Here is a 17434-nt window from a genome sequence, read left to right as displayed (position 1 = left end):
GGGTGCCAAGTGGATCAGCTATCACTTTTGCGCATCTCGACGACACGGCGCACCATCTTGGCGCGTTTGCTATCGTGTTTGCCGAGGGCGCGGACCCATGTGTCGGCGGTGCGGGCTACATCCTTGTCGGTGTCTTGCAGGGCGTGGGTGAGCCAGAACAGCACATCGTCGATGGCGTTCAATTCGTCCTTGCCCGGGTGGGCCAGTTTCGCAAGCGGCGTGCTCAGGATCATCGCGGCGCGGCGATCAAGGGCGCGGTCGGAGGCGGCGAGGGCGTGAACGGTGGCCATGCGGCTCAGGTCGCCCACAAGACGGCGCCCGCCCGCGGCACCGAGCGCGTCGATCTCGGCCCAATTGCGGGCGTCTGAAATCCATGCGCAAATCTGGTCCCAGACCGCAGCATCGTCTTTGATACGGGCTTGGGTCAGCAGTTTTGCCGCCATCACACGCGCCTCGTGTGGCTCCGCCGCCCAAAGGCCACGCGCCAGATCAAGGCGCTCGGGAAAGGCGATGTCCTGGCGCCATGTGCGGGCAAGTTCGTCAAGCCGCGCAGGCGCAACGCCGAGATACACCCCCGCACCAAAGCGTGAGGACAGGTCGGCGGCGCGTGTCGCGTCACCTTCGGATTGGAGTGCGGCAAGCGCCTCATGTAGGGTCATTCGACAGTCACCGATTTTGCAAGGTTGCGGGGTTGATCCACATCGGTGCCTTTGGCAACCGCGGTGTGGTAGGCGATCAATTGCGCGGGGAGCGCGTAGAGAATAGGAGCGAAAAAGTCAGAGACGTCAGGCATTTGAATTGTTTTCCAAACGCCGTCAGAGGCGATGTTCAATCCCTTTTTGTCCGAGACCAACAACACTTTGCCGCCCCGCGCCATGACCTCTTGCATGTTCGAGACGGTTTTGTCGAACAGCGCATCGTGCGGGGCAAAGACGATGACGGGCATGTGGGAATCGATCAGGGCAATGGGGCCGTGTTTGAGCTCGCCAGAGGCATAGCCTTCGGCGTGGATGTAGCTGATTTCCTTGAGCTTCAACGCGCCTTCGAGGGCGAGGGGAAACATCGCGCCACGCCCGAGGAACAACACGTCTGTGGCCTCGGACAGGTCTTGGGATACGTCGTGAAACACGGTGTCGAGGTCGAGCGCACGGGTCATCAGGCCGGGCAAGGTGCGCATTTCGCCCAGATGTGTGGCCAGAGCGGCATTGTCGATCTCGCCGCGGGAGTGGGCGGCGTGAAGCGCCAACAGGCCCAAAACGCTCAACTGACAGGTGAAGGCTTTGGTCGAGGCAACGCCGACCTCGACGCCCGCCATAATCGGCAGGGCCAGATCGCTCTCGCGCGCAATCGAGCTTTCCGCGACATTGACAACAGAGATGATTTTGTCCGCCTTTCCAGACATATAGCGCAAGGCGGCAAGGGTGTCGGCGGTCTCGCCCGACTGGCTGACAAACACGGCGAGGGTCCGTGGGGAGACGGGTGGCTCACGGTAACGGAACTCGGAGGCCACGTCGATTTCAACGGGCAGGCGCGCGATCTGTTCGAACCAGTATTTTGCGGTGAAACAGGCGTAATAGGCGGTGCCGCAGGCCACCATCACAACGCGGTCGAATTGCGAGAAATCCACGCCCTCACCGGGGAGAACAATGTCGTTTCCATCTGCGGACAGGTAGGCATTGACGACCTCGGAGATCACCGTGGGTTGCTCGGCAATTTCCTTTGACATGAAGTGTTTATGGCCCGCTTTTTCGATCCGTGTGGCGTCGAGTTTGATCTGGCGGCGGGGGCGTTGTACCTGTGCGCCGCTTGCGTCGAAAATCTCTACCGAACGGCGGGTCAACACCGCGCGGTCGCCCTCGTCAAGGTAGGTGATTTGATCGGTCATCGGCGCAAGCGCGATGGCGTCGGAGCCGACAAACATCTCCCCGTCGCCGTGGCCGATGGCCAGGGGCGAGCCTTTGCGGGCGGCCACAAGCAAGTCGTTTTCGCCATCAAAGAGGAAACAGAGCGCAAAGGCCCCGTCGAGGGCGTCGATGGTGGCCATGGCCGCGTCTACGGGGGATTTTCCTGCGTCAACAAAGCTTTGCGCGAGGAGGGCGACCGTTTCCGTGTCGGTCTGTGTGACAAAGTTGTAGCCTTTATCCGCCAGATCCGCACGCAATTCGCGAAAGTTCTCAATGATGCCATTGTGCACAACGGCCACCGGCCCCGCCTGATGCGGGTGGGCGTTTTCGACCGTGGGGGCGCCATGGGTGGCCCACCGGGTGTGGCCAATGCCGGATTTGCCCGCGAGCGGGTTGTGGACCAGGGTGTCGCTCAGGTTCACCAGTTTGCCAACCGCGCGGCGGCGATCCAGTTTGCCGTTGTCCACGGTGGCAATTCCGGCGCTGTCATAGCCGCGATATTCGAGCCGTTTGAGGGCTTCTACCAAAAGTGGCGCGACCTCATGGGTTCCAAGAACCCCTACAATTCCACACATTTTACTGACCTTTTTGCGCTTTTTTCTTCGCAGACTTTAACTTTTCGAACATTCGCACTGCGAGCCCCGGTTTCGAGACCTGTTTGGCGCGTGCGATGGCCAAGGCCCCTGCCTCGACGTTTGTGGTGATCACCGATCCGCTCGCCGTCATGGCGTCATCCCCCACGGTGACGGGGGCGACAAGCATGGTGTTCGAGCCGATAAAGGCGTTTTTGCCGATGGTCGTTTTGTGTTTGAATACGCCGTCGTAGTTACAGGTGATCGTGCCTGCACCGATGTTGGTGCCATCGCCAATCTCGGCATCGCCAATATAGGTGAGGTGATTGACCTTGGTGCCTTCGCCGATGCGGGCGTTTTTGATCTCGACGAAATTGCCGACATGGGCGTTGTTGGACAGCTCCGCGCCGGGGCGCAAACGGGCATAGGGGCCGACCGTGGCGCCCATCGAGACGTGACAGCCCTCAAGGTGGGAAAAGGCGCGGATGCGGACGGTGGATTCCACCGTCACATTGGGGCCAAAGACCACGTTGGGTTCCACAATCGCGTCACGCCCCACATAGGTATCAAGCGAGAAGAACACGGTTTCGGGTGCGGTTAAGGTCACGCCGTTTTCAAGGGCCTCGGCGCGTTTCGCGGTCTGGAACAGGCGTTCGGCGCGGGCCAGTTCGGCACGGGTGTTGATGCCGAGCGTTTCGGCCTCGTCACAGGATACGGCGGTGGCTGTTTTGCCAGTTTTCCATGCGATTTCAACGATATCGGTGAGGTAGTATTCGCCCGAGGCATTGTCGTTTCCAACCGCATCAATCAGGGAAAACAGCGTTGCGGCATCGGCGCAGACCACGCCGGAGTTGCACAGGGTGAGGGCGCGTGTGGCCGGATCAGCGTCCTTGTATTCGACGATGCGCTCCAGTTTGTCGCCGTTCACAACGAGGCGGCCATAGCGGGCGGGGTCGGCGGCCTCGAACCCGAGGATCACCACATCGTGGGTGGCGCGGGCGGCGGTCATGCGTTCAAGTGTTCCGGCGGAGACAAACGGCGTATCGCCATAGAGGACCATCACATCGCCGTCGAAACCGTCAAGTGCCTCGCGGGCCTGCGCCACGGCGTGGGCGGTGCCGAGTTGTTCGGTTTGGCGGGCGATGGCGATTGTGTCGTCGATCCTGAGCGCTGCGGCCTCGACCAGATCCCCGCCGTGACCAACGACAAGCACGGTTCTTTCGGGGGCAAGCGATCCGCCCGCCGCCAATGCGTGGGCAAACAGCGGTGCATTTGCGACCTCGTGCAGCACTTTTGGCAGGTCCGAATTCATGCGGCTGCCTTGGCCTGCGGCTAATATAATGAGGGCGGTCGACATGTGATTGTCCCAATCTGCTCTTTTATTTGTTTGTAAGCCGTTTTACCGATGGGAGACAGCGCCGCAAGGGGCGGGGCTTCACTAATTTTGTCGCCACATTACAGGTGGGCGGCGCAAGTTTGCCGATGACGCAAGAACAAAGTGAAAGAGGGGCCGTGATGCGGACAGTGATTTTCGACCTGGACGGGACGCTTGCGGATACCTCCGCCGACCTGATTGCCTCGGCCAATGTGTGTTTTCGCGAACTCGGGTATGGGGATGTGCTTGACCCTGTTGCCGATGCGCGCACGGCGTTTCGGGGGGGGCGGGCGATGTTGGCCTTGGGGTTCGGACGGGTGAGGCCCGCGTTCACGGCGGATGATGTCGCGGCGCAGTATCCGGTTTTGCTCGACGCCTACGGGGCGGCCATTGATGTGCATACGCGGCTCTATGACGGGGCGGCGGAGGCGGTCGAGGCGCTTCGGTCGGACGGCTATGCGGTGGGGATTTGCACCAACAAGCCCGAGGCCCTGGCCGACCGGTTGTTGGTGTCGCTTGGCATTCGTGACCTGTTTGCCTCGATGATCGGCGCACAGACGGTGGGGGTGAGCAAGCCCGATCCCAAACCCTATGTTGCGGCGGTCGAGGGCGCGGGCGGCGTGGTGGCGCAGAGTTTTATCGTGGGCGATACCGAGACGGATCGCGACACCGCGCGGGCGGCGGGTGTGCCCTGTGCGCTCGTCACATTCGGGCCGGACGGGGCAGGGGTCAAAGATCTCGCGCCAGAGGCATTGTTGCATGATTATCAAGACCTTGGTCGGCTTACGCGGGAGTTGATCGGATGAGTGACGAGGTATTTCGCGGCAATTTCACGCAACAGGAACCGATCCCCGAAGAGGCGATCGAGGCCGCGGTTGCGGTGATGCGTTCGGGGCGCTTGCACCGTTATAACGTCTTGCCCGACGAGGTGGGTGAGGTGGCGCAACTGGAGGCTGAATTTGCGGCCTGCACAGGCGCGAAATACGCGCTTGCCGTTGCGTCGGGGGGCTATGCGCTTGGCTGTGCGTTGCGGGCTGTGGGGGTTGCGGCGGGTGATGCGGTGTTGACCAATGCCTTTACGCTCGCGCCGGTTCCGGGGGCGATTGCTTCCGTGGGGGCGCGTCCGGTTTTTGTCGGCGTGACCGAAGGTCTGGTGATTGATCTGGATGACTTGCAGGTCAAGATTTCCGAAACGGGGGCACGGGTGTTGATGTTGTCGCACATGCGTGGCCATATCGTCGACATGGATGCGCTGATGTACATCTGTAATGGCGCGGGCGTGACGGTGATCGAGGATTGTGCCCATACCATGGGGGCGACGTGGGACGGGGTGGCGTCGGGGCGCCACGGCACGGTCGCGTGCTATTCGACCCAGACCTATAAACACATCAATTCGGGCGAAGGGGGCGTGTTGACCACCGACGATGACGCGGTGGCGGCGCGGGCCATTATGTTGTCGGGATCGTACATGTTATACGGGGCGCATACCGCACGCCCCCCCGTCGAGGTGTTCGAAAAGGTCAAGTATGACACGCCGAACATTTCCGGCCGTATGGACCATTTGCGGGCTGCAATTTTACGGGTTCAGTTGCGCGGTCTCGCGGATCAGGTGGACAACTGGAACGCACGTTACCGCGTGGTCGAGGAGGGGTTGCGTGATGTTGCCGGCCTGACCCTGATCGAGCGGCCCCAACAAGAGGGGTTTGTCGGTTCGTCCATCCAGTTTTTGTTGCTTGATTGGGAGGATGCACACATCGAGGCGGTCGTGGCGCGCTGCAAGGCGCGGGGGGTCGAATTGAAGTGGTTCGGGGCGCCCGAGCCGGTGGCGTTCACCTCGCGCTACGACAGTTGGCGCTATGCCGATCCGCAGCCCTTGCCCGATAGCGATCGCGTGTTGCGGGCCATTGTCGACATGCGTTTGCCGCTGACCTTTAGTCTTGCCGATTGTGCGTTGGTGGCGCGGATTATTCGCGCCGAAATCGCGGCCTGTATGTAAGGGCGTGCGCGTGACGGGAAAACCGCGCGGGCGCCTTTAAACCAAGAAAAACAGTAAGGTATACAGAGGGGTATGCGTGGGGGGGCTGTGGATGGTGCCCGTGTCGAATCGACTTTTGCGTCCCGTATCGGGCTTTGTGTGGCGTTTTCCGGAGGCGCGTTGACTAAAGTCACGAAAAACCAACCAAACACAGGAAAATACGGAGATAAAAAACCGTGCGTTTGGTTGACCACAATGTCGCAGGGGGCTAAACCACGTTCAGCTTAAGCCAAGCGTCCCGCAGCTATTCAAGCCAAGCGTGGGCGCAACTCTAAGGAGCCGCTCGTGGAAGACTTGCTTCGGGACTACCTTCCCATCGTCATTTTCCTAGGCCTCGCCATCGCGCTGGGTCTCGTGTTCATTTTCGCCGCCCTGATCGTTGCCGTTCGCAATCCCGACCCTGAAAAAGTGTCGGCCTACGAATGTGGCTTTAACGCCTTTGACGATGCACGCATGAAGTTCGATGTCCGGTTCTATCTGGTCTCGATCCTCTTTATCATTTTCGATCTCGAAATCGCTTTTCTGTTCCCTTGGGCCGTCGCGTTCAAGGATGTCGGGATTGTCGGCTTTTGGTCGATGATGGTGTTCTTGGGCGTTCTGACCGTAGGCTTTGCCTATGAGTGGAAGAAAGGAGCGCTGGAATGGGCGTGACGACGACGCAAAATACCGCGGGTGTGGACAAAGAACACTCTACGCAGGTGCTCAATAAGGAGTTGCAGGACAAAGGGTTCCTGTTGACCTCCACCGAGGACATTATCAACTGGGCCCGCACGGGGTCGCTGCACTGGATGACCTTTGGTCTGGCGTGCTGTGCGGTCGAGATGATGCACACCTCCATGCCACGTTATGACGTCGAGCGTTACGGTACCGCGCCGCGCGCGTCCCCGCGCCAGTCCGATCTGATGATCGTTGCCGGCACGTTGACCAACAAAATGGCCCCTGCGTTGCGCAAGGTCTACGACCAGATGCCCGAGCCGCGTTATGTGATCTCGATGGGATCCTGTGCGAACGGCGGCGGCTATTATCACTACAGCTATTCGGTTGTGCGCGGATGTGATCGCATTGTGCCTGTGGACATCTATGTTCCCGGATGCCCGCCGACAGCCGAGGCGCTGATGTACGGTATCTTGCAGCTGCAACGCAAAATCCGCCGTACCGGCACGATTGCCCGATAGGAGGGGATGAGATGACTGGAGCACTTCAGGAGCTTGCCGCTCATATCGAACTCAAACGTCCCGATGATGTGGTTTCCACCGACATTGCCTATGGCGAGTTGACGGTTACGGTCCCTGCATCGAAGATCGTCGATTTTGTGGATTTCCTCAAAACCGATGCAACGTGCAAGTTTTCGATGCTGATCGACATTACGGCGATTGATTATCCTGCGCGGGCGCAGCGGTTTGATGTCGTCTATCATTTCCTCTCGATGTACCAGAACCACCGCATTCGTGTGCGCGCGGCGGTGCGTGAGGATGAAACGATTGCCTCGATCGTGGCGTTGCATCCTTCGGCCAACTGGTTCGAGCGCGAAGTGTTCGACATGTTCGGGATCATCTTTTCGGGTCACCCCGATTTGCGTCGCCTGTTGACGGACTACGGGTTCCGCGGCCACCCGCTGCGCAAGGATTTTCCGACCACGGGATACACCGAAGTCCGTTACGACGAAGAGCTCAAGCGCGTGGTCTACGAACCTGTGTCGCTGACTCAGGAATACCGCCAGTTCGACAATCTCTCTCCATGGGAGGGTGCGCATTATATCCTTCCGGGCGACGAGAAGGGCGACGGCGACAAGGCGGGTGCGTGATCCCTATGGGGCGCGCTCTCACAGTGTCGGGGACACCCGGCGCAACGTAAAATGACGAGCGTTTCGGCGTCGCGGGGTCCCTCGCGCCGCTTCAACGTTTTTAGTGACAAGACTTTTGATCGACAGTCCGGAATGGCGAGGATCAATTGGAGAAAGGTCTGATGATGGACGGTAACTTCGACGACGCGCTTTCGGGCGAGCAGAAGATCCGCAATTTCAACATCAACTTCGGCCCGCAGCACCCTGCGGCGCACGGGGTGCTTCGCATGGTTTTGGAGCTTGATGGCGAGATTGTAGAACGGGCTGACCCGCACATCGGCCTGCTACACCGCGGCACCGAGAAACTGATGGAAAGCCGCACCTATCTGCAAAACCTGCCGTATCTCGATCGTCTCGATTATGTGGCGCCGATGAATCAGGAGCACGCATGGTGCATGGCCATCGAGCGTCTCGCAGGGGTCGAGGTGCCGCGCCGCGCCTCCCTGATCCGCGTGCTGTTCTCCGAGATCGGTCGGGTGTTGAACCACCTTTTGAACGTCACCACACAGGCGATGGACGTTGGTGCACTTACGCCGCCGCTGTGGGGCTTTGAAGAGCGTGAAAAGCTGATGATTTTCTACGAGCGGGCCTGTGGTGCGCGTCTTCACGCCGCTTATTTCCGCCCCGGTGGTGTCCATCAGGACCTGCCCGAGGCCTTGCTCGATGATATCGAAGCCTGGGCTGACAATTTCGCAAGCCCGCTTGCCGACATCCACACGTTGCTCACCGAAAACCGTATTTTCAAACAGCGTAACGTCGATATCTGCATCATCACCGAACAGGATATTCTCGATTGGGGCTATTCCGGTGTGATGGCACGCGGGTCGGGCCTTGCATGGGATTTGCGTCGCGCGCAGCCCTACGAGTGCTACGACGAGTTCGATTTTCAGGTGCCTGTGGGCAAAAACGGCGACTGCTATGACCGTTACCTGTGCCGCATGGAGGAGATGACGCAATCCACCTCGATCATCAAACAGGCCATCGCGAAACTGCGGATGCCCGAGAACAAAGGTGACGTTTTGGCCCGTGGCAAGCTCACACCGCCCAAGCGCAGCGATATGAAGACCTCGATGGAGGCCCTCATCCACCACTTCAAACTCTACACCGAGGGTTTCAAATTGCCCGCAGGTGAGGTTTACGCCGCCGTCGAAGCCCCCAAGGGCGAGTTCGGCGTCTACATGGTTTCGGACGGAACCAACAAACCCTACCGCGCCAAATTGCGCGCACCGGGGTATTTGCATCTTCAGTCGATGGATCACGTCGCACGCGGCCACCAGTTGGCCGACGTCGCCGCCATCATCGGCTCCATGGACATCGTATTTGGGGAGGTGGACCGCTAATGTTGCGCCGTCTGCATCACGAACAGCCCGAGAGCTTTGAATTCACGCCTGCCAACCTCGAGTGGGCGCAGGGTCAGATCACGAAATACCCCGAGGGTCGCGAGCAATCCGCCGTGATCCCGCTGTTGTGGCGTGCCCAGGAACAGGAAGGGTGGCTGACCAAAGCCGCGATTGAATATGTCGGCGATATGCTTGGCATGCCGTATATCCGCGTGCTCGAAGTGGCGACCTTCTATTTTATGTTCCAACTTCAGCCGGTCGGCTCCGTGGCCCATATCCAGATTTGCGGCACCCTGTCGTGCATGATCTGTGGCGCCGAGGATCTGATTGCGGTTTGTAAGGACAAAATCGCACCCAACGCGCACGAACTGTCCGCGGATGGCAAGTTTTCGTGGGAAGAGGTCGAATGTCTGGGGGCCTGTTCCAACGCGCCCATGGCGCAGATCGGCAAAGATTATTACGAGGATCTCACCGCCGAGAACTTTGGCAAGTTGATCGACGCCATGGCGGCAGGTCAGGTGCCTTTGCCCGGTCCGCAAAACGGTCGCTATGCCGCCGAGCCGCTGTCGGGTCTGACGTCCTTGACCGAATACGAGGCCGGCAAAGCAGACTATAACGCCTCGGCGCAACTGGCGGCTGATCTCGGCGATACGATCAAGCGGATCGACGGGACCGAAGTGCCGATTCTGACGCCGTGGGTTGTCAAAGGGGGCAAGGGTGCCTCTGCGAAGAAAACACCGCCCAAGCCCGCCCCTGTGCAAAAATCCGCTGTGCAGCAAGCCGCTGCCAAAAAAGCCGCGAAACCTTCTGCAGATGCACCCGTCGACAAAACGGGCGTGAGCAAGCAAGCCGCGAAAGCCACATCGACGGCCAAGCCCGCAGCAAAGTCTGCCGCCAAGCCGGTCGCAAAGGCGAAAACACCCAAAGCGGAGGCCCCTGTTGCCGCCGCACCTGCGGGCAAAAAGCCACGCACCATGAGTGCACCGCGCAAAGCGGGGGCCGACGATTTGAAAATGCTCAAGGGGGTCGGTCCGAAACTGGAACAGACGCTCAACGCATTGGGCTTTTACCACTTTGACCAGATCGCCAAATGGACGGCGGAGGAAATCGAGTGGGTGGACGACAATTTGAAGTTCAAAGGTCGCATTGAGCGCGACGGGTGGGTCGATCAGGCCAAAATCCTCGCTGACGGTGGTCAAACCGAGTTTTCCAAGCGCGCAAAGTACTAAGGACAGGCCCCCAACCGGCTGTAGAGCCACGGGGCAATCGGGACCAGGGACCAGGAGGTCGACATGAGTGAGAGTAATTCGGGGAAGACACCAAAGATCTGGCTGATTTCAGCCATTTGTGGTGTGTTGGCCTTTTTGGCGCTTCTGTTCATCGCCGGCTATTCCACTGTCGCCTCCATGATTATTGGTGTTCTTGTAACCTTGCTCGTCGCGATCCTGTTGTGGATCGGGTGGTATGATGAACCCGTTCAGAACAAAGCCGTACCGGCCACACCCGGGGCCTCTGTTTCGGGGACAACGACGGGGGCCGTCACCGGCTCTGTCGATGCGCAGTCTGTTGCGTCTCCATCTGCGAGTGCGGCCTCTGCTGTGGGTCTGATGTCGGCTGCGCCTGTCTCTGGTGCTTCCGCGAACGATGAACCTGCTCCGGAAGTCGCCGAGAGCGCCACGACGGCGAAAGCGCCGGCCAAGAAAACGGCCGCGAAAGCGACAAAGGCCAAAGCGAAAACCACCGCGACAAAGGCCAGTGCTGCACCGGCCAAAGCGGCCAAGCCCAAGGCCCCCGCAGCGCCAAAGGCGAAGGCAGCCGCGCCCAAGGCATCCGCCAAGCCCAAACGCGCCGCCGTTGCCGCCGATGGCAAACCCGCAGACGTGTTGCTTTCGGCCGCACGCGGTGGTCAGCCGGACGATTTGAAACTGCTCAAAGGTGTGGGACCGAAAATCGAAGCGCAGCTTCATGCGCTCGGTTTTTACCATTTCGACCAGATTGCGTCTTTGCGCAAAAAGGAAACCGAATGGCTCGACGAGAATCTCGTTGGCACTTCGGCACGCCAGATCGAGACATGGAAACCCGATGCGAAAACACTCGCGGCGGGGGGCCAAACCGAATTCTCCAAGCGCGCAAAATACTAAGCGCGTCGGGAGGTAAGACAAGATGAGTTCCGACACGGAAATCCGTCTCGCCAAAAAGGCCCGCTTTGTCGGGTTTGTGATGGCCGCAACGATGGTGATCTGGTTCGGGGCCCAGTGGGTCGGAGGGGAAATGGGACTGCCCGTGCGGTTCGTATTTCTCTTTGACCTCGCAGCGCTCGGTGCATTTGCGTGGGCGTTTGTGAATATTTACCAGATCTGGCGTGCGCGCCAGCAAGGCTGAAGGAAGTAGACCAATGCTTAAGGATCAGGATCGGATCTTTACCAATATCTACGGGATGCATGACCGCACCCTGAAGGGTGCACAGGCGCGTGGACATTGGGACGGCACGGCCGCCATCATCAAAAAGGGCCGCGACTGGATCGTGGACCAGATGAAGGCATCGGGACTGCGCGGACGCGGCGGTGCGGGGTTCCCCACCGGCCTCAAATGGTCCTTTATGCCCAAGGAAAGCGACGGTCGCCCGTCCTACCTCGTCATCAACGCCGACGAGTCCGAGCCCGGCACATGTAAAGACCGCGAGATCATGCGCCATGATCCGCACACCCTGATCGAGGGGGCGCTGATTGCGTCTTTCGCGATGAATGCCAACGCCGCCTATATCTACATTCGCGGCGAATACATCCGCGAAAAAGAAGCGCTGCAAAACGCCATCGACGAGGCCTATGCGGCCGGGTTGCTTGGCCGTAATGCGTGCAAATCCGGATACGATTTCGACCTCTATCTGCACCACGGTGCGGGGGCCTATATCTGTGGCGAAGAGACCGCCCTGATCGAGAGCCTCGAGGGCAAAAAAGGCATGCCACGGATGAAGCCGCCGTTCCCTGCGGGCGCGGGTCTGTATGGCTGTCCGACCACAGTGAACAACGTGGAATCCATTGCGGTTGTGCCGACGATTTTGCGCCGTGGCCCTGAATGGTTCGCGGGCTTTGGCCGTCCGAACAATGCCGGCACCAAACTGTTCGCGATCTCGGGTCACGTCAACAACCCCTGCGTTGTCGAAGAGGCAATGTCGATCTCGTTCGAAGAGCTGATTGAAAAACATTGCGGCGGTATTCGCGGCGGTTGGGACAACCTCAAAGCCGTGATCCCCGGTGGCTCCTCCGTGCCGTGTGTGCGCGGCGAAGACATGAAAGACGCGATCATGGATTTCGATTACCTGCGCGGAGAGCTCGGGTCCGGCCTTGGCACCGCCGCCGTGATCGTGATGGACAAATCGACCGACATTATCAAAGCGATCCATCGCCTGTCGAAGTTCTACAAACACGAGAGCTGTGGCCAGTGTACGCCGTGTCGCGAAGGCACAGGGTGGATGATGCGCGTCATGGACCGTCTGGTCAAAGGCGAGGCGGATCTTGAGGAAATCGACATGCTGTGGGATGTGACCAAGCAGGTCGAGGGCCACACGATTTGTGCGCTCGGTGACGCCGCCGCATGGCCGATCCAGGGTCTGATCAAGAACTTCCGCGAGGAAATCGAAGACCGTATCAAAACGCAAAAATCGGGCCGTTCCGGTTCGATCGCCGCGGAGTAAGGATCACCGATGTCCCGCCTCCTTCCAAGCATTTTGACCTGTTGCGCCCTGCCGCTGTGCGCCCTTGCGGCGGATGGCGCGGATACGCCACTCGGTCGCGCCTATGTGGCGCTGCTTGAACCGATGCAATTTGCGAAAATTGTGGGCGAGGAATGTGACGGTTGGACCTATGACGCGGATAAGGCGGCTCGGCTGACCCAAGCCTTTATCGAGGGGCAAATGGACGCGGGCGTCGATCCAGACGATCTGGCCGCCATTTCCTCCTATCTGCCCGCCGACAAATTGCGTGCCGATTTCGGCGCGTGGTTGCAGGCCAATCATGTGGCGCATGGCGATACGGATGCCTTGTGTGCTGCCGGCCCTGCGGATGCCAATCTCAAACCCTATCTGGTAAAAAACTAGGACCATGACCCACGCAACCCACCATATCGCGGAACGGAACATCGGGCGGCTCATTGCCGCGCCTGATGATTTGCGCGTGGCCGGGTTTGTCGGGGCGCTCGAACGGCCCGCCTACACAGACGAACATGGGGACAGCGACCACGCTTTCGGGTGGTCGTATATGACGGAGGCCACGCTTTATTCGCGAGAAAAGCTGTGCGCCCATAGCCGTGGAGTAACCCCATGACAGTTTTCAAACATATCGCCCCCCGCATTGCGTTAGGCCTCGTGCTTTTCGCCGCCCCTCTTTCGGCGGCCGCCTTGCCGCCGTTGTCGCGCGTGGACGAGATCGACAACAACATGCTTTACGTCGGCATCGCGATCGAGATCAGCGACGAATGCCCAACGATTGAGGCGCGTAAGATCAAGGGTCTGAATTTTCTTTGGACGCTCAAGGCCGTGGCCTCGGAGATGGGATATTCCAATGCCCAGATCGAAGAGTACGTCACGAGCAAAGACGAAAAGGCCCGCATCCGCGCCAAAGGGGCGGCTTATGCCCGTGCGCGCGGTGTGGACCCGACGACATCCGCAGGGCTCTGTGCCTTGGGGGAAATGGAAATTGCAAAGGGCAGCGTGATTGGATCGCTGCTTCGCGCGAAGTGAATGTGCGCGTTTGTGGTGACACGGGCGCGAATGACAGAAAACGACTGATTGGACGCGTATGCGTCTGAACTGGCCGCACGGGACACTCCCACTGGCCGCGAAGAACAGGTGATTGACTATGGCAGACAAGCGCAAAATCATCATTGACGGGACCGAGGTCGAAGTCGATCCGGCGATGACCATCCTTCAGGCCTGCGAAGTTGCAGGCATCGAGGTACCCCGTTTTTGCTACCACGAGCGCCTCTCGATTGCGGGCAACTGCCGCATGTGCCTCGTAGAGGTTGTTGGCGGTCCGCCAAAGCCCGCCGCAAGCTGTGCGATGCAGGTCAAAGACATGCGCCCCGGCCCCGAAGGTCAGCCGCCTGTTGTGAAAACCAACTCGCCGATGGTCAAGAAGGCCCGCGAAGGCGTGATGGAATTCCTGCTCATCAACCACCCGCTTGACTGTCCGATCTGTGATCAGGGCGGCGAATGCGATTTGCAAGATCAGGCGATGGCCTATGGTGTTGATTTCTCGCGCTACCGCGAACCCAAACGCGCCTCGACCGAATTGAACCTCGGCCCGCTCGTTGGCACCGCTATGACCCGTTGTATCTCGTGCACGCGCTGTGTGCGTTTTACCACCGAGGTCGCGGGGATCACCCAGATGGGCCAAACGGGGCGTGGCGAAGACAGCGAAATCACAAGCTATCTCGACCAGACGCTCAAATCGAACCTTCAGGGCAACATCATCGATCTGTGTCCTGTGGGGGCGCTGACATCGAAACCCTACGCCTTTACCGCCCGTCCGTGGGAATTGACCAAGACCGAGACCATCGACGTGATGGACGCGCTTGGCTCGAGCATCCGTGTGGACACCAAAGGCCGCGAAGTGATGCGGATTTTGCCGCGCAACCATGATGGCGTGAACGAAGAGTGGATTTCGGACAAAACCCGTTTTGTGTGGGATGGTCTGCGCCGTCAGCGCCTTGATACGCCGTATGTGCGTGAAAACGGCAAGCTGCGTAAAGCCACATGGACCGAGGCACTCAGCGCGGCCGCCGCAGGCCTTAAGGGCAAAAAGGTTGCCGGTCTCGTGGGCGATCTGGTCCCCGTTGAAGCCGCCTTTGCGCTCAAGCAACTGGTTGAAGGGCTCGGCGGTAACGTCGAATGCCGCACCGATGGTGCGAAACTGCCTGCGGGCAACCGCTCCGGCTATGTCGGCACGGCGTCCATCGCGGACATCGACAATGCCGAGTATATCCAACTGATCGGCACCAATCCGCGCGACGAATCGCCTGTGCTCAACGCGCGGATCCGCAAAGCATGGTTGAACGGCGCCAAAGTCGGCCTGATCGGCGAAGCGGTTGATCTGACCTATGATTACGTCCACGTCGGCACCGACCGCGCCGCTCTCGAAGAGTTGGCGGATCACACCTCCGGTCCCGTCGATGACGCCAATTCCATCATCATCGTGGGGCAGGGTGCCCTGACCGAGGCTGATGGCGAAGCGGTTTTGTCGCTTGCGATGAAAATGGCCGATGCCACCAAATCCAAACTGATGATCCTGCACACCGCTGCGGCCCGTGTGGGCGCGATGGACGTGGATGCGGTTACCGCGGGCGGGTTGAGCAAGGCGCTTGATGGCGTCGAAGCCGTCTATAATCTGGGCGCGGACGAAGTTGAAATCGGCGATGGCGCGTTTGTCGTCTATCAGGGCTCGCATGGCGATCGCGGCGCACACCGCGCTGACGTGATCCTGCCCGGTGCGGCCTATACCGAAGAGAACGGCCTGTTCGTGAACACCGAAGGTCGCCCACAGCTCGCGTTGCGCGCGTCCTTCCCTCCCGGTGAGGCGAAAGAAAACTGGGCAATCTTGCGGGCCTTATCGGCGGAACTTGATGCGCCGCTGCCGTTTGACAGCCTTGCCGCGTTGCGCCGTGATCTGATCGCTGCCGTGCCGCATCTGGCGCAGGTTGATCAGGTTGTCGAGAACACATGGACGCCGGTTGCCGCCAAGAAGCCCGCGAAAGCCGACTTCCGCAACGCGGTGAAGGATTTCTATCTCACCAACCCGATCGCACGGGCCTCGGCGCTGATGGCCGAATTGTCCGCCGGTGCCAAGGCACGGGCCACTGACGACAGCGTGGCAGCCGAGTGATGACCGTTCAGGGGAGTACACATCGCCACATGGGGACGGGGGCCGCACTGGCCGCCGCCGCCCTGCTTGGTGCCTGTGTCTCCCCCACGGATGGCGGGTCCGCAACGGGATCTGCGACACAGGGCAAAAAGGTCTACCGCGGCGTGGAAACACGTCTTCTGGACGGTGATCTGGTAAATTTCGATGTTTCCATGACGGGAACGGAGAATAAAAACGATGTGGCCGACTACGCGCAATGCGCAGCGGCCCAATATGCGCTGATCCGTGGTTTCGGATTTGCGCGTCATGTGCGCACAAATGTCGCATATGAGGGTGGAATTTGGCGCGCGGATGCTGTTTACACCATCTCGTCAGCGCTCCCCGAAGGTTTGCGGACTATCGACGCCGAAGTCGTGGTCGCAAACTGTAGGGACAACAAGATACCGACGGTGTGAAAGGCTGAAAAATGGTCGAATTTTTCACGACAACAAATCTCGGGATAGCTCTCCTGATCCTCGGACAATGTCTGCTGGTTCTGGTGCCGCTATTCGTGGCGCTCGCCTTCCTTATGTGGGGCGATCGTAAGATCTGGGCAGCTGTAATGATGCGGAAGGGGCCCAATATCGTGGGCATCTTCGGCCTGTTGCAGTCATTTGCCGACTTTATCAAATACATCGTCAAAGAGGTGGTGGTGCCGGCAGGGGCGGACAAGTTCGTCTTTTACCTCGCGCCAATGATCACCTTTGTGACCGCCTGTATCGCATGGGTTGTGATCCCGTGGGGCGACGGTTGGGTGATTGCCGACCTCAACGTCGCGATCCTCTATATCTTCGCCATCTCTTCGTTGGAAGTGTACGGCGTGATCATGGGTGGTTGGGCGTCCAACTCGAAATACCCGTTCCTCGGGGCGTTGCGCTCTGCGGCGCAGATGATTTCCTATGAGGTTTCTCTCGGTCTCATCATCATCGGTATCGTGATCTCGTCCGGCTCGATGAACTTTAGCCAGATCGTTGCGGCCCAAGACGGCCGGTTCGGGATGTTCTCGTGGTACTGGGTGCCGCACTTCCCGATGGTCATCTTGTTCTTCATCACGGCACTGGCCGAGACGAACCGCTCGCCGTTCGACCTTCCCGAAGCGGAATCCGAACTGGTGGCCGGTTATCAGGTTGAATACTCCTCCACGCCGTTCCTGCTCTACATGATGGGCGAACTGATGGCGGTTGTGTTGATGTGTGCCTTGATCTCCACGCTGTTCTTTGGCGGTTGGCTGTCCCCGGTTCCGGGTCTGCCTGACGGGATCGTCTGGCTCATCGGCAAGATGCTGTTCTTCTTCTTCATCTTCTCGATGGTGAAGGTGATCGTCCCGCGCTACCGCTATGACCAACTGATGCGTATTGGTTGGAAAGTCTTCCTGCCGCTCTCGCTCGGTTGGGTTGTTCTGGTCGCGTTTTTTGCTCAATACGGTGCTTTCGGCGGGGCCTATGCCCGCTGGGCGATTGGAGGCTAAG

The 17434-nt window shown here is 59.5% G+C and carries 19 protein-coding genes; 16 read left to right on the top strand and 3 right to left on the bottom strand.

Annotated elements, in window-relative coordinates; genetic code table 11:
- Positions 1-14 precede the first annotated feature (14 nt).
- Genes ACN0Q0_RS00910 through glmU form a run of 3 tightly spaced genes read right to left on the bottom strand, consistent with a single transcriptional unit; the run spans position 15 to position 3833 of the window.
- Entirely contained in the window at positions 15-659 is a 645-nt protein-coding gene (locus ACN0Q0_RS00910) for a DNA alkylation repair protein (protein WP_417241467.1), read from the bottom strand.
- A complete protein-coding gene (gene glmS / locus ACN0Q0_RS00905; protein WP_417241466.1) occupies positions 656-2479 on the bottom strand; it encodes a glutamine--fructose-6-phosphate transaminase (isomerizing) in 1824 nt (607 codons plus the stop codon). Before glmS ends, ACN0Q0_RS00910 begins: the two co-directional genes overlap by 4 nt.
- 1 nt (position 2480) lies before the next feature.
- On the bottom strand, positions 2481-3833 hold the full coding sequence (gene glmU, locus ACN0Q0_RS00900; protein WP_417241465.1) for a bifunctional UDP-N-acetylglucosamine diphosphorylase/glucosamine-1-phosphate N-acetyltransferase GlmU: 1353 nt from the start codon (positions 3831-3833) through the stop codon (positions 2481-2483).
- A gap of 158 nt (positions 3834-3991) precedes the next feature.
- Here glmU and ACN0Q0_RS00895 point away from each other — a divergent pair, with 158 nt between their 5' ends.
- The 16 genes from ACN0Q0_RS00895 (at position 3992) to nuoH (ending at position 17433) form a co-directional block, all read left to right on the top strand.
- Positions 3992-4657, top strand: a complete 666-nt coding sequence (locus tag ACN0Q0_RS00895) for an HAD-IA family hydrolase (protein WP_417241464.1) — start codon at positions 3992-3994, stop codon at positions 4655-4657.
- On the top strand, positions 4654-5847 hold the full coding sequence (locus tag ACN0Q0_RS00890; protein ID WP_417241463.1) for a DegT/DnrJ/EryC1/StrS family aminotransferase: 1194 nt from the start codon (positions 4654-4656) through the stop codon (positions 5845-5847). The genes ACN0Q0_RS00895 and ACN0Q0_RS00890 overlap by 4 nt, the downstream gene beginning before the upstream one ends.
- 324 nt (positions 5848-6171) lie before the next feature.
- The gene (locus ACN0Q0_RS00885) at positions 6172-6537 is read left to right on the top strand and encodes an NADH-quinone oxidoreductase subunit A (RefSeq protein ID WP_417241462.1); all 366 of its coding nucleotides are present in this window, start codon (positions 6172-6174) and stop codon (positions 6535-6537) included.
- Entirely contained in the window at positions 6528-7061 is a 534-nt protein-coding gene (locus ACN0Q0_RS00880; protein ID WP_417241461.1) for a NuoB/complex I 20 kDa subunit family protein, read from the top strand. The genes ACN0Q0_RS00885 and ACN0Q0_RS00880 overlap by 10 nt, the downstream gene beginning before the upstream one ends.
- 11 nt (positions 7062-7072) lie before the next feature.
- On the top strand, positions 7073-7690 hold the full coding sequence (locus ACN0Q0_RS00875; RefSeq protein ID WP_417241460.1) for an NADH-quinone oxidoreductase subunit C: 618 nt from the start codon (positions 7073-7075) through the stop codon (positions 7688-7690).
- A 161-nt stretch (positions 7691-7851) separates the two neighbouring features.
- The gene (locus ACN0Q0_RS00870; protein WP_417241459.1) at positions 7852-9069 is read left to right on the top strand and encodes an NADH-quinone oxidoreductase subunit D; all 1218 of its coding nucleotides are present in this window, start codon (positions 7852-7854) and stop codon (positions 9067-9069) included.
- Positions 9069-10298: an NADH-quinone oxidoreductase subunit E gene (locus tag ACN0Q0_RS00865; RefSeq protein ID WP_417241458.1), complete on the top strand. Its 1230-nt coding sequence runs from the start codon at positions 9069-9071 to the stop codon at positions 10296-10298. The genes ACN0Q0_RS00870 and ACN0Q0_RS00865 overlap by 1 nt, the downstream gene beginning before the upstream one ends.
- Positions 10299-10361: 63 nt before the next feature.
- Positions 10362-11210, top strand: coding sequence for an NADH:quinone oxidoreductase (locus ACN0Q0_RS00860; RefSeq protein WP_417241457.1), 849 nt, complete (start codon positions 10362-10364; stop codon positions 11208-11210).
- Positions 11211-11232: 22 nt separating this feature from the next.
- Positions 11233-11451, top strand: a complete 219-nt coding sequence (locus tag ACN0Q0_RS00855) for a DUF5337 domain-containing protein (RefSeq protein ID WP_417241456.1) — start codon at positions 11233-11235, stop codon at positions 11449-11451.
- A 13-nt stretch (positions 11452-11464) separates the two neighbouring features.
- Entirely contained in the window at positions 11465-12763 is a 1299-nt protein-coding gene (gene nuoF, locus ACN0Q0_RS00850) for an NADH-quinone oxidoreductase subunit NuoF (protein ID WP_417241455.1), read from the top strand.
- 9 nt (positions 12764-12772) lie between these two features.
- Positions 12773-13165, top strand: coding sequence for a hypothetical protein (locus ACN0Q0_RS00845; protein WP_417241454.1), 393 nt, complete (start codon positions 12773-12775; stop codon positions 13163-13165).
- A 4-nt stretch (positions 13166-13169) separates the two neighbouring features.
- Complete coding sequence (locus ACN0Q0_RS00840; protein WP_417241453.1) at positions 13170-13391, top strand: hypothetical protein; 222 nt, start codon at positions 13170-13172, stop codon at positions 13389-13391.
- Complete coding sequence (locus tag ACN0Q0_RS00835; protein ID WP_417241452.1) at positions 13388-13807, top strand: DUF5333 domain-containing protein; 420 nt, start codon at positions 13388-13390, stop codon at positions 13805-13807. Before ACN0Q0_RS00840 ends, ACN0Q0_RS00835 begins: the two co-directional genes overlap by 4 nt.
- Positions 13808-13925: 118 nt before the next feature.
- A complete protein-coding gene (gene nuoG / locus ACN0Q0_RS00830; protein ID WP_417241451.1) occupies positions 13926-15947 on the top strand; it encodes an NADH-quinone oxidoreductase subunit NuoG in 2022 nt (673 codons plus the stop codon).
- On the top strand, positions 15947-16381 hold the full coding sequence (locus ACN0Q0_RS00825) for a hypothetical protein (protein ID WP_417241450.1): 435 nt from the start codon (positions 15947-15949) through the stop codon (positions 16379-16381). The genes nuoG and ACN0Q0_RS00825 overlap by 1 nt, the downstream gene beginning before the upstream one ends.
- An 11-nt stretch (positions 16382-16392) precedes the next feature.
- Positions 16393-17433, top strand: coding sequence for an NADH-quinone oxidoreductase subunit NuoH (nuoH, locus tag ACN0Q0_RS00820; RefSeq protein ID WP_417241449.1), 1041 nt, complete (start codon positions 16393-16395; stop codon positions 17431-17433).
- The last annotated feature ends 1 nt before the right edge of the window (position 17434 follow it).

Origin of the sequence: Celeribacter sp. (genome assembly GCF_048259695.1) — a bacterium.
Taxonomy (GTDB): Bacteria; Pseudomonadota; Alphaproteobacteria; order Rhodobacterales; family Rhodobacteraceae; genus Celeribacter.
The sequence above is the reverse complement of the archived record's forward strand: the minus strand, read 5'-3'. Positions and strand labels throughout refer to the sequence as shown.

Bases quoted from the DNA above. Each gene is read 5' to 3' on its own strand.
- ACN0Q0_RS00845 (WP_417241454.1), top strand. From the start codon at position 12,773: ATGTCCCGCCTCCTTCCAAGCATTTTGACCTGTTGCGCCCTGCCGCTG.
- ACN0Q0_RS00870 (WP_417241459.1), top strand. From the start codon at position 7,852: ATGATGGACGGTAACTTCGACGACGCGCTTTCGGGCGAGCAGAAGATC.
- ACN0Q0_RS00855 (WP_417241456.1), top strand. From the start codon at position 11,233: ATGAGTTCCGACACGGAAATCCGTCTCGCCAAAAAGGCCCGCTTTGTC.
- ACN0Q0_RS00910 (WP_417241467.1), bottom strand. From the start codon at position 659: ATGACCCTACATGAGGCGCTTGCCGCACTCCAATCCGAAGGTGACGCG.
- nuoH (WP_417241449.1), top strand. From the start codon at position 16,393: ATGGTCGAATTTTTCACGACAACAAATCTCGGGATAGCTCTCCTGATC.
- ACN0Q0_RS00860 (WP_417241457.1), top strand. From the start codon at position 10,362: ATGAGTGAGAGTAATTCGGGGAAGACACCAAAGATCTGGCTGATTTCA.
- glmS (WP_417241466.1), bottom strand. From the start codon at position 2,479: ATGTGTGGAATTGTAGGGGTTCTTGGAACCCATGAGGTCGCGCCACTT.
- ACN0Q0_RS00895 (WP_417241464.1), top strand. From the start codon at position 3,992: ATGCGGACAGTGATTTTCGACCTGGACGGGACGCTTGCGGATACCTCC.
- ACN0Q0_RS00890 (WP_417241463.1), top strand. From the start codon at position 4,654: ATGAGTGACGAGGTATTTCGCGGCAATTTCACGCAACAGGAACCGATC.
- glmU (WP_417241465.1), bottom strand. From the start codon at position 3,833: ATGTCGACCGCCCTCATTATATTAGCCGCAGGCCAAGGCAGCCGCATG.
- ACN0Q0_RS00880 (WP_417241461.1), top strand. From the start codon at position 6,528: ATGGGCGTGACGACGACGCAAAATACCGCGGGTGTGGACAAAGAACAC.
- ACN0Q0_RS00825 (WP_417241450.1), top strand. From the start codon at position 15,947: ATGACCGTTCAGGGGAGTACACATCGCCACATGGGGACGGGGGCCGCA.
- nuoG (WP_417241451.1), top strand. From the start codon at position 13,926: ATGGCAGACAAGCGCAAAATCATCATTGACGGGACCGAGGTCGAAGTC.
- nuoF (WP_417241455.1), top strand. From the start codon at position 11,465: ATGCTTAAGGATCAGGATCGGATCTTTACCAATATCTACGGGATGCAT.
- ACN0Q0_RS00840 (WP_417241453.1), top strand. From the start codon at position 13,170: ATGACCCACGCAACCCACCATATCGCGGAACGGAACATCGGGCGGCTC.
- ACN0Q0_RS00865 (WP_417241458.1), top strand. From the start codon at position 9,069: ATGTTGCGCCGTCTGCATCACGAACAGCCCGAGAGCTTTGAATTCACG.
- ACN0Q0_RS00875 (WP_417241460.1), top strand. From the start codon at position 7,073: ATGACTGGAGCACTTCAGGAGCTTGCCGCTCATATCGAACTCAAACGT.
- ACN0Q0_RS00835 (WP_417241452.1), top strand. From the start codon at position 13,388: ATGACAGTTTTCAAACATATCGCCCCCCGCATTGCGTTAGGCCTCGTG.